The following is a 9,748-nucleotide window of genomic DNA, read 5'->3' as shown; positions in this document are numbered from 1 at the left end:
CGCCGACCTCCGGCATTGGCTGCCGCCGATCGCCGACGGCACTAGGCAAAGCGCCGCCCTGTCCAAGGCGGCGGCCGATGCCAGCGGGCTGATCGCCGGCACGCCGGTCGTACTCGCCTATGTCGACGTCGCCTGCACCGCGCTCGGCGCCGGCCTGTTCGACCGCCAGCGCAAGCCCGGCTGTTCCATCATTGGCTCCACCGGCATGCACATGCGCCTTGCCGAGACCCCGGACGAGGTGCTCCTGAACGAGGCCAAGACCGGCTACACCATGACCATGCCGGCGCCCGGCGTCTTCGCGCAGATGCAGTCGAACATGGCGGCGACGCTCAACATCGACTGGGTGCTAGGGCTCGCCTCCGGCATCCTTGCCGCGCAAGGCATCTCGCGCTCGAATGGCGAGATGATCGCGCTGGTCGACGGCTGGATATCGTCGTCGAAGCCGGCTTCGCTGATCTACCAGCCCTATGTGTCGGAGGCCGGCGAGCGGGGTCCGTTCGTCGATGCCAATGCAAGGGCTGGCTTCGTCGGCATTTCCTCGCGCCACGGCTATGCCGACATGGTGCGCGCCGTTTTCGAGGGGCTGGCCTTCGCTTCGCGCGATTGTTACGCCGCCATGGGCTCGCTGCCGCGAGAGATCCGCCTCACCGGCGGCGCGGCACGCAGCCCGGCCCTGCGCAAGATCCTCGGCGCCGCCGTCGGCGCCGCGACGCGCACCAGCGAGCGCGAGGAGGCGGGCGCCGCGGGTGCCGCCATGATCGCGGCGGTCTGCGTCGGCCTCTACCGGTCGATGGACGATTGCGTCGCCGAATGGGTCACGCCTCTGCTCGGCAAGGCCGAGCCGAGCGACCCGCAACTCGCCGCCATCTACGACAGGATGGCGCCATCCTACACATTGGCGCACGAGGCGTTGCGTCCGGTCTGGCGGTCGATGGCCGCGGCGAAGGCAAATTGAGAAGTCGAGCATGCACAGAAAAATTGCGATCATCGGCGACCGTTTCATGCTCCCGGAGGTCTTTCGGATTGAGATCGAGAAGGCCTGCGGCAACAGCCTCGACATCCGCACGCTGGAAACCGCGTGGCCCGACGAGCCGATGGAGTTCGGCAACACCGCGCTCGGCCTCGACAAGGTAAAGGAGTATTTCGGCCATCCGGACGAGGTGGTCGATTTTGTCGGCGATGCCGAGATCCTGGTGACCCAGCTCGCTCCGCTCTCGGATGGAATGATGCGGCGCCTTCCGGCGTTGAAACTGGTCGCTGTGTCGCGCGGCGGACCGATCAACATCGACATGGCGGCCGCCAAGGCTCACGACATCCGCGTCGTCAACGTTCCAGGCCGCAACGCGAGCGCCGTCGCCGAGTTCACCATCGGCGCCATCCTCGCCGAGACGCGGCTGATCCGCGTCGGTCACGAGGCCCTGCGCAAGGGCGAATGGCGCGGCGATCTCTACCGCGCCGACCGCACCGGCCGCGAGCTCAGCGAGATGACCGTCGGTGTCGTCGGCTATGGCAATATCGGCACGAAGGTGGTGCGCCTGCTGCGCGCCTTCGGCTGCCGCGTCCTGGTCTGCGATCCCTACGTGCAGCTGAGCGCGGACGACCGCAATGCCGGCGTCGAGCTGGTCGCGTTCGACGAACTCCTGTCGCGCTCCGACGTGGTCACCCTGCACTCCCGGGTGACCGCGGAAACCCGCGGCCTGATCAACAAGGACACCATCGCCGGCATGAAGGCCGGCGTGATCTTCATCAACACCGCGCGCGGGCCGCTGGTCGACTATGACGCGCTTTACGAGGCGCTGGTCTCCGGCCATATCGCCTGCGCCATGCTGGAAACCTTCGCGATCGAGCCGGTGCCTTCGGATTGGCCGCTGCTGCAGCTGCCGAATGTGACGCTCACCCCGCATATCGCTGGCGCCTCGGTGCGCACCGTCACCTACGCGGCCGAGCAGGCGGCCGAGGAAGTGCGCCGCTATCTTGCCGGCCTGCCGCCGGTCAATCCGTGCTGAGTGCCATGAAGCGTTGCGTAGAGGGTTCGGCGAGATGAGCGGTGACGGCGACATTGTCGACCTTTTCGTCATCGGCGGCGGCGTCAACGGCGCCGGCATCGCGCGCGACGCCGCCGGCCGTGGCCTGTCCGTCATCCTGTGCGAGAAGGACGATCTCGCCGAAGGCACCAGCTCACGCTCCGGCAAGCTGGTCCATGGCGGCCTGCGCTATCTCGAATATTACGAGTTCCGGCTGGTGCGGGAAGCGCTGATCGAGCGCGAGGTGCTCTTGGAATCCGCCCCGCACATCATCTGGCCGATGCGCTTCGTGCTGCCGCACAGCCCCGACGATCGGCCGGCCTGGCTGGTCCGCATCGGCCTGTTCCTCTATGATCATCTCGGCGGCCGCAAGCGGCTGCCGGCCACGCGTACGCTGAACCTGCGCACGGCGCCAGAGGGCGCGCCGATCAAGGACGCTTTCAAGCGTGGTTTCGAATATTCCGACTGCTGGGTCGACGATGCCCGCCTCGTCGTCATCAACGCCCTGGACGCGGCGGAGCGCGGGGCGAGGGTCTTCACCCGCACCGCTTGCACCGCCGCCCGTCGCGACAAGGGCCTGTGGTCGGTCGAGATGCGCGACGGCAGGACCGGCGTGAAGACCACGGTCCGGGCAAAGGCGCTGATCAATGCCGCCGGCCCCTGGGTCAACGATGTCGTCAACCGCGTCGCCGGGCAGAACTCCAAGCGCAATGTCCGCCTGGTCAAGGGTAGCCACATCGTCGTGCCGAAATTCTGGGAGGGGCGGCAGGCCTATCTCGTCCAGAACAACGACAAGCGCGTCATCTTCATCAATCCCTATCAGAACGACCTGGCGCTGATCGGCACCACCGACATTCCCTATGAAGGGCGCCCGGAAGACGTGGCGGCGGAGGAGAGCGAGATCGACTACCTGATCAAGGTCGTCAACCGCTACTTCAAGCGCGGCCTGACGCGCGGCGACGTCGTCTACTCGTTCTCCGGCGTCAGGCCGCTTTATGACGACAATGCCGACAATCCGAGCGCGGTGACGCGCGACTATATTTTCGAGCTGGACGCGCCGACCGGGCGGGCGCCGCTGCTCTCCGTCTTCGGCGGCAAGATCACCACCTTCCGCAAGCTCGCCGAGCACGCGCTCGACCGCATCCAGCCGTTCTTTCCGAGAATGGGCAAGGCGTGGACTTCCGCTGCGCATCTGCCGGGCGGCGACATCGCCAATGCCGACTTCGAGCAGTTCCTCGGCGACCTCGGCCGCGACTACCCCTGGATGCCGGCCTCGCTGCTCAAGCATTATGGCCGGCTCTATGGCACGCGGACACGCGCTCTGGTCGGCAATGCCGGATCGCTCGACCAGCTCGGGCGGCACTTTGGCAGGGATTTCTTCGAGCGCGAGGCGAGCTACCTGTTCGAGCATGAGTGGGCGTCGACCGCCGCCGACATCCTCGACCGCCGCACCAAGCACGGTCTGCATCTCTCGGCCGCTGAGAGAGGCACCTTCGAGGACTGGTGCGCGAACCGATTGGCAAAGGCCGGCTGATGGCAGAACGTAATGATCATGATGCCGCCGAATTGCAGGCGTTGCGTGTCCTGTCGGCCAGTGTCGGCGCCGATCCTCTGCTGGTCCAGGGCGCCGGTGGCAACACCTCGCTCAAGCAAGCCGGTGTGCTGTGGATCAAGGCCTCCGGCACCTGGCTGATGAACGCGGCCAGCAACGACATCATGGTCCCGGTGGCGCTGGCGCCCTTGCTCGATGCCGTCGCGCGCAACGACCCGGCGGCCGAGAAGGCCGCCGTGTTCACGCTTGCCGAGCTCAACCCACACCAGTTGCGCCCGTCCATTGAGACGACGGTGCATGCATTGCTGCCGCGAAAGGTCGTCGTCCATGTCCACTGCGTCGAGACCATCGCGATCGCCGTCCAGGCCAACGCCGAGGCGCTGCTGGAGGAACGCCTGCGCGGCCTCGACTGGGCCTTCGTGCCCTATCGCCGGCCGGGCCTGCCGCTGGCGCAAGGCATCGCCGAACGGCTGAAGCCGCGCACCGACGTGCTCGTGCTCGGCAACCATGGGCTGGTGGTCGCGGCCGAGACGGTCACCGAGGCAAACCTATTGCTGCGGCGCGTCACTGGCCTGCTTGCCCGCGCGCCGCGCAAGGCGCCTGCGCCCGACATCGACGCGCTGATCAGGCTCGCCATGGGTAGTGCCTACCGCCTTCCGGTCGCGATCGAGGCGCACGCCGCCGCCACCGATCTCGCCAGTTGCCGGATCGCCGCCTCGGGCAGTCTCTACCCGGACCACGTGATCTTTCTCGGCATCGGCTCGGCGATCGCCGGTCCGAACGAGAATGCCGCCGCCGTGGTGGCGCGGACAACGGCTGCCGGGCAGCCGGCTCCAGCCTCCATCCTCTTCCCCGGCAAGGGCATACTGATGCGCCGGGATGCCAATGCCGGCGCCGAGGCGATGGCGCGCTGCCTCGCCGATGTCGTCATCCGCGTCGATCCGACGGCGCGCGTCAACTATCTCAGCATCGAGGAGAATGCCGAGCTCCTGAACTGGGACGCCGAGAAATACCGCCAGGAGCTCAACCGGCGCGCCGGCAGCGTGCTGCAATGATTGCGCTTCATGTCGGCGGTTCGGGTGCGTGCGCCATCGGTCGTCACGCTGTCGGGCAGGCCTGAATAGGAGTCTGGAATTTGGCCTTCACGCTCTCCCTCAACACCAACCCGCTGGTCAACCGCTTTGCCGATCCGGACGACCTGATCGACGCCATCGCCTATGACATCGGCATAAGGGACGTCCAGCTCACGCATGAATTCGTAAATCCCGGCTGGCCCGCGGCGACGATCGCCAAATTCGTCCGCCTGTTCCGCGCCGCGCTCGACCGCACCGGCGTGCGCATCACGTCCGGCATGACCGGCCCCTATGGCCGGCTCAACCATTTCGGCCATCCCGATGCCGACGTGCGCCGCTACTATGTAGACTGGTTCAAGACCTTCGCCGCCATTTCGGCCGAGCTCGGCGCCAGCGGCATCGGCACGCAGTTCGCGATCTTCACCCACAAGGATTACGACGACCCTGAGCGCCGCGCCCGGCTGCTCGACATCGCGATGGAATGCTGGCGTGAGGTCGCCGATCATGCGAAGGCCGCGGGTCTCACCTATCTGTTCTGGGAACCTATGTCGGTCGGTCGCGAGTTCGGCCACACCATCGAAAGCTGCCGCGCGCTGCACAGCGAGATCGAAGCTGCGGGCCTCGCCATCCCGTTGAAGATGATGGTCGACATCGACCATGGCGACGTCACCTCCAGCAATCCCGCCGACATCGACCCCTATGCCTGGGCCGAGGCTTTCCCGAAAGAGTCGCCGATCATCCACATCAAGCAGTCGTCGATGAACAAGGGCGGCCACTGGCCCTTCACCGCCGCCTACAACAGGGATGGCCGCATTACTCCGGAGAAATTCCTGGAGACTGTGCGGCGCGGCGGCGGCACCGACAACGAGATCTGCCTGGAACTGTCCTTCCGCGAGCGCGAGCCGGTCGACCACCAGGTCGTCGCAATGATCCGCGAATCCGTCGACTATTGGGCGCCGTTCATCGACGCCGGACGATCGGATCTGTCGCCGCAGGCAAAGTAAATGGGCGCGAGCCGCTGTGGCTCACGCCGTTTGAACCGGGTCGGAACAGACCTCAGCCGAACTTCGGATCGAGGCTGCCCGCCTTGTAGCGCTTGGCCATGTCCGACAGCGGGATCGGCTTGATCTTCGGCGCGTTGCCGGCGGTGCCGAACTGCTCGAAGCGCTCCTTGCAGAGCTTCTTCATCGCGGCCATCGCCGGCGTCAGGTACTTGCGCGGGTCGAACTCGCTCGGGTTCTCGGTCAGCACCTTGCGGATCGCGCCGGTCAGCGCCATGCGGTTGTCGGTGTCGATGTTGATCTTGCGCACGCCGTGCTTGATGCCGCGCTGGATCTCCTCGACCGGAACGCCCCAGGTCGGCTTCATCTGGCCGCCGTACTTGTTGATGATCTCCTGCAGATCCTCCGGCACCGACGACGAGCCGTGCATGACCAGGTGCATGTTCGGCAGGCGGCGGTGGATCTCCTCGATCACGTTCATCGCCAGCACCGCGCCGTCCGGCTTGCGCGAGAATTTGTAGGCGCCGTGGCTGGTGCCCATGGCAACCGCCAGCGCGTCGACATGCGTGTCCTTGACGAACTCCACCGCCTGTTCCGGATCGGTCAGAAGCTGGTCGTGGCTGATCGCGCCCTCGACGCCGTGGCCGTCTTCCTGCTCGCCGCCGCCGCTTTCCAGCGAGCCGAGCACGCCGATCTCGCCTTCGACCGAGACGCCGCCCCAATGCGCCATGTCGACGACGCGGCGCGTGATGCCTGAATTGTAGGCGTAGTCGGCCGGCGACTTTCCGTCTTCCTTGAGCGAGCCGTCCATCATCACCGAGGTGAAGCCGTACTGGATCGCGGTGACGCAGGTCGCTTCGTTGTTGCCGTGGTCGAGATGCATGCAGACCGGGATGTCGGGGTGGATTTCGACCAGCGCGTCGATCAGCTTGGCCAGCACCACGTCATTGGCATAGGCGCGCGCGCCGCGGCTGGCCTGCAGGATGACCGGCGACTTGGTCTCCTCGGCCGCCTCCATGATGGCGAGGCCCTGTTCCATGTTGTTCATGTTGAAGGCCGGCACGCCATAGCCGTGTTCGGCGGCATGGTCGAGCAATTGTCTCAGTGTGATGCGAGCCACCCAATAGTCTCCCGTAACTGGTTTCGAATTCGGTTGCTGGCTGTTCGACCGTCGTCCAGCCCGCCGATGCTTCTGGCCGGAATCCCGGCGGACCGCAACCGTCCGGCGCGTCGCAGGGAGCAATTCTTGTTACAGGTCGGCAATCTCCGGCAAAGGAAAATCCCACGCCATTGTCACATTATCACAGATATTGTGATATGAATGCGATATCTGTTGTTATATATGGAAGAGCGACCAAGGCGCCCGGACGCTCGGAGGAACCGCGGAGTGAAGAGCGACAGCCGCCGGCAAGGCGTCGTGGATTTCCTGATGGAGGCCGGCACCGCCTCCGTCGAGGATCTCGCCGCGCGCTTCGGCGTCTCGAAGATGACCGTTCATCGCGACCTCGACGAGCTGGAGGAGAACGGCTTCCTCCGCAAGGTGCGAGGCGGCGCCTCGATCCAACCGAGCGGCCTGTTCGAGAGCGATTTCCGCTACCGGCAAAAGCAGGCGGTCGGTGAGAAGCTGCGCCTTGCCGCCGCCGCCGTCGCCATGATCGAGCCGGGGCAGACGGTGATTATCGATGACGGCTCGACGGCGGGCGGCATCGCCGGGCACCTCGCCGATCTTCGCCCGCTGACGGTGATCTCCAACAATCTCGCCGTCATCCAGGATCTCGCCGGTGTCGGCGGCATCACGCTGATCGCGCTCGGCGGCCAGTACAGCAAGAAGTTCCACGGCTTCTTCGGCCTGCTCGCCGAGGAGACGCTGAAATCGCTGCGTGCCGACGTCGCCTTCCTGTCGTCGTCGGCCATCCACGGCAGCTCGGCCTTCCACCAGGACCAAGAGGTGGTGCAGACCAAGCGCCTGATGATGGCGGCGGCGGGGCGCAAATATCTGCTGGTCGATCACGGCAAGTTCGGCCGCACGGCGCTGCATTTTCTCACCGACCTCAAGGCGTTCGACGCGGTCTTCACCGGCAGCGAACTCGGCCAGCCCGTGCGTGACGAGCTGGAAGCCACAGGGGTTTCACTGACGGTTGTCGACGGCAAGGAATAGGGGAGTGGTACGCGTGGTCTACTGGGTCGGTACAAGCTGGAAGATGAACAAGACGCTCGCCGAGGCGCTCGCTTTCGCCAAGGCGCTGGCCGGCTTCGCGCCGGGGTTCGACCAGCGCATCCAGCCCTTCGTCATTCCGCCCTTCACGGCGGTGCGCGAGGTCAAGCAGGCGCTGGCATCGACGCGCATCAAGGTCGGTGCCCAGAACATGCATTGGGCCGATGCCGGCGCCTGGACCGGCGAGATATCGCCGCTGATGCTCGGCGATTGCGGCCTCGACCTGGTCGAGCTCGGCCACAGCGAGCGGCGCCAGCATTTCGGCGAGACCGACCACACGGTCGGCCTGAAGACGGCGGCGGCGGTCAGGCACGGGCTGATCCCGCTGATCTGCGTCGGCGAGACGCTCGCCGAGCGGGAGAGCGGCAAGGCCGATGCCGTGTTGACCGCGCAGGTCGAGGGCGCGCTGCAATTCCTCGAAGGCGAGGCGAGGGGAGCAAAAATCCTGTTCGCCTATGAGCCCGTCTGGGCGATCGGTGACAAGGGCATTCCGGCCAGCTCCGACTATGCCGACAGGCAACAGGCGCTGATCAAAACGGTTGCCGGCGGCCTGCTGCCTTCGGTGCCGCCGGTGCTCTACGGCGGCAGCGTCAACCCCGGCAACGCGGCCGAGCTGATCGGCCAACCAAACATTGACGGCCTCTTCATCGGCCGCTCCGCCTGGCGGGCGCAAGGCTACATCGACATCCTCCAGCGCGCCTCAGCCGCGATCTGACATCATTCGAACAGGAAAGGACAAGATCATGCGAATAGCCATTGGAGCGGACAGCGCCGGCAAGCCCTTGCTCGACGTCATCGCCGCCCACCTCGCCACCAAATCCGGCCTCAGCGTCAGCGACCTCAGCCAGGCCGGCTACTATGCCGATCTGTCGCAAAAGCTCGCCCAGACCATCGTCGACGGCGAGAACGATCGCGGCATCCTGTTCTGCGGCACCGGCATCGGCGTCTCGATCTCGGCCAACAAGGTGCCGGGCATCCGCGCCGCACTCACCCACGACACCTATTCGGCCGAGCGCGCGGCGAAATCCAACAACGCCCAGATCATCACCATGGGCGCCCGCGTCATCGGTCCGGAGCTCGCCAAGGCGATCGTCGATACCTGGCTCGCCTCGGAATTCGACGAGAAGGGGCCGTCGGCCGGCAATGTTCAGGCGATCAACCGTTTGGATGCAGCCAAGGCCTAATTGAGACTGCTTCGCATCGCGCCGATGACGGTGACGGCCGAGGCAGCACCCGGGTCGATATGGCCGAGCGAACGCTCGCCGAGCCGCGAGGATCGGCCCTTGGCCGCGATCATGTCCTTGGTCGCTTCGGCGCCGCTTTCGGCGGCGGTCAGCGCGGCCTGCAGGCTCTCGGCCAGGCTTTTGCCCGCGGCGTGCGCGGCGGCGGCCGCCTCGGCCGCCGGCTGCCAGGCGTCGATCATCGTCTTTTCGCCGATTTCGGCCTTGCCGCGATCCTTGATGCCTTGCGCCATCGCCTGGACCATGGCGACCACATCGTCTGCCGCCAGCGTCGCCTTGCCTTTGACGGCGGCGGCGGCGCGCATCAAGGCGGTCGCGTAAAGCGGGCCCGACGAGGCGCCGACGGCGTTGAGGAAGGATTTCGCCGCAGTGTTGAGCAGCGCCGTCGGCTCGATCGCCACAAGATCGAGCGCGGCGAGCGCATCGCGCGCGGCATTGAAGCCGAGCGCCATGGCGATGCCGTGGTCGGCGTCGCCGATGACGCCGTCGAGTTGGCAGAGCCTGTCCTTATCGGCCTCGATCGCCGCGGCGATGGCGTCGAACATTCTCTTCAGCTCTGCCGTTCCGATGGCGGTCATGGAAATTCCCTCAGCCGGCGCGGAACATGGCGCAATCGCACGGATGGTCGAGCAGGGTCTGCAG

At 66.1% G+C, this 9,748-nt stretch carries 10 protein-coding genes; 8 read left to right on the top strand and 2 right to left on the bottom strand.

Going from position 1 to position 9,748, the window contains the following annotated elements:
* From EN742_RS13110 to EN742_RS13090, 5 genes are all read left to right on the top strand, one after another.
* Positions 1–955, top strand: a 955-nt coding sequence (locus EN742_RS13110) for an FGGY-family carbohydrate kinase (RefSeq protein ID WP_245492310.1), incomplete at its 5' end; no start/stop codon positions are given.
* Between the two features lie 10 nt (positions 956–965).
* Positions 966–2,006: a 2-hydroxyacid dehydrogenase gene (locus tag EN742_RS13105; RefSeq protein WP_127405648.1), complete on the top strand. Its 1,041-nt coding sequence runs from the start codon at positions 966–968 to the stop codon at positions 2,004–2,006.
* A gap of 34 nt (positions 2,007–2,040) precedes the next feature.
* Positions 2,041–3,558, top strand: coding sequence for a glycerol-3-phosphate dehydrogenase (locus tag EN742_RS13100; protein WP_127405649.1), 1,518 nt, complete (start codon positions 2,041–2,043; stop codon positions 3,556–3,558).
* Complete coding sequence (locus EN742_RS13095; RefSeq protein ID WP_128332891.1) at positions 3,558–4,631, top strand: class II aldolase/adducin family protein; 1,074 nt, start codon at positions 3,558–3,560, stop codon at positions 4,629–4,631. Before EN742_RS13100 ends, EN742_RS13095 begins: the two co-directional genes overlap by 1 nt.
* An 80-nt stretch (positions 4,632–4,711) precedes the next feature.
* On the top strand, positions 4,712–5,653 hold the full coding sequence (locus EN742_RS13090) for a TIM barrel protein (protein WP_127405651.1): 942 nt from the start codon (positions 4,712–4,714) through the stop codon (positions 5,651–5,653).
* Between the two features lie 52 nt (positions 5,654–5,705).
* Here EN742_RS13090 and fba read toward each other — a convergent pair whose 3' ends face one another.
* Positions 5,706–6,770 carry a class II fructose-bisphosphate aldolase gene (gene fba / locus EN742_RS13085; RefSeq protein WP_127310708.1) on the bottom strand — a complete coding sequence of 355 codons (1,065 nt, stop codon included), beginning with the start codon at positions 6,768–6,770 and terminating at the stop codon, positions 5,706–5,708.
* A 267-nt stretch (positions 6,771–7,037) separates the two neighbouring features.
* On the opposite strand from fba, the gene EN742_RS13080 reads away from it, so the two are divergent.
* Genes EN742_RS13080 through EN742_RS13070 form a run of 3 tightly spaced genes read left to right on the top strand, consistent with a single transcriptional unit; the run spans position 7,038 to position 9,049 of the window.
* Positions 7,038–7,808: a DeoR/GlpR family DNA-binding transcription regulator gene (locus tag EN742_RS13080; protein ID WP_128332890.1), complete on the top strand. Its 771-nt coding sequence runs from the start codon at positions 7,038–7,040 to the stop codon at positions 7,806–7,808.
* 13 nt (positions 7,809–7,821) lie between these two features.
* A complete protein-coding gene (locus EN742_RS13075; RefSeq protein WP_126059196.1) occupies positions 7,822–8,580 on the top strand; it encodes a triose-phosphate isomerase in 759 nt (252 codons plus the stop codon).
* Positions 8,581–8,608: 28 nt separating this feature from the next.
* Complete coding sequence (locus EN742_RS13070; protein WP_126056068.1) at positions 8,609–9,049, top strand: RpiB/LacA/LacB family sugar-phosphate isomerase; 441 nt, start codon at positions 8,609–8,611, stop codon at positions 9,047–9,049.
* Here EN742_RS13070 and dhaL read toward each other — a convergent pair.
* Complete coding sequence (gene dhaL, locus EN742_RS13065; protein WP_127405652.1) at positions 9,046–9,684, bottom strand: dihydroxyacetone kinase subunit DhaL; 639 nt, start codon at positions 9,682–9,684, stop codon at positions 9,046–9,048. The genes EN742_RS13070 and dhaL overlap by 4 nt on opposite strands.
* Between the last annotated feature and the right edge of the window lie 64 nt (positions 9,685–9,748).

Origin of the sequence: Mesorhizobium sp. M4A.F.Ca.ET.020.02.1.1, from assembly GCF_004022645.1 — a bacterium.
In the GTDB taxonomy this organism is placed as follows: domain Bacteria; phylum Pseudomonadota; class Alphaproteobacteria; order Rhizobiales; family Rhizobiaceae; genus Mesorhizobium.
This window is presented reverse-complemented; position numbering and strand designations above follow the sequence as displayed.

Excerpts from the sequence above, each read along its gene's own strand:
- EN742_RS13105 (WP_127405648.1), top strand. The coding sequence starts at position 966 with ATGCACAGAAAAATTGCGATCATCGGCGACCGTTTCATGCTCCCGGAG.
- EN742_RS13100 (WP_127405649.1), top strand. The coding sequence starts at position 2,041 with ATGAGCGGTGACGGCGACATTGTCGACCTTTTCGTCATCGGCGGCGGC.
- EN742_RS13095 (WP_128332891.1), top strand. The coding sequence starts at position 3,558 with ATGGCAGAACGTAATGATCATGATGCCGCCGAATTGCAGGCGTTGCGT.
- EN742_RS13070 (WP_126056068.1), top strand. The coding sequence starts at position 8,609 with ATGCGAATAGCCATTGGAGCGGACAGCGCCGGCAAGCCCTTGCTCGAC.
- dhaL (WP_127405652.1), bottom strand. The coding sequence starts at position 9,684 with ATGACCGCCATCGGAACGGCAGAGCTGAAGAGAATGTTCGACGCCATC.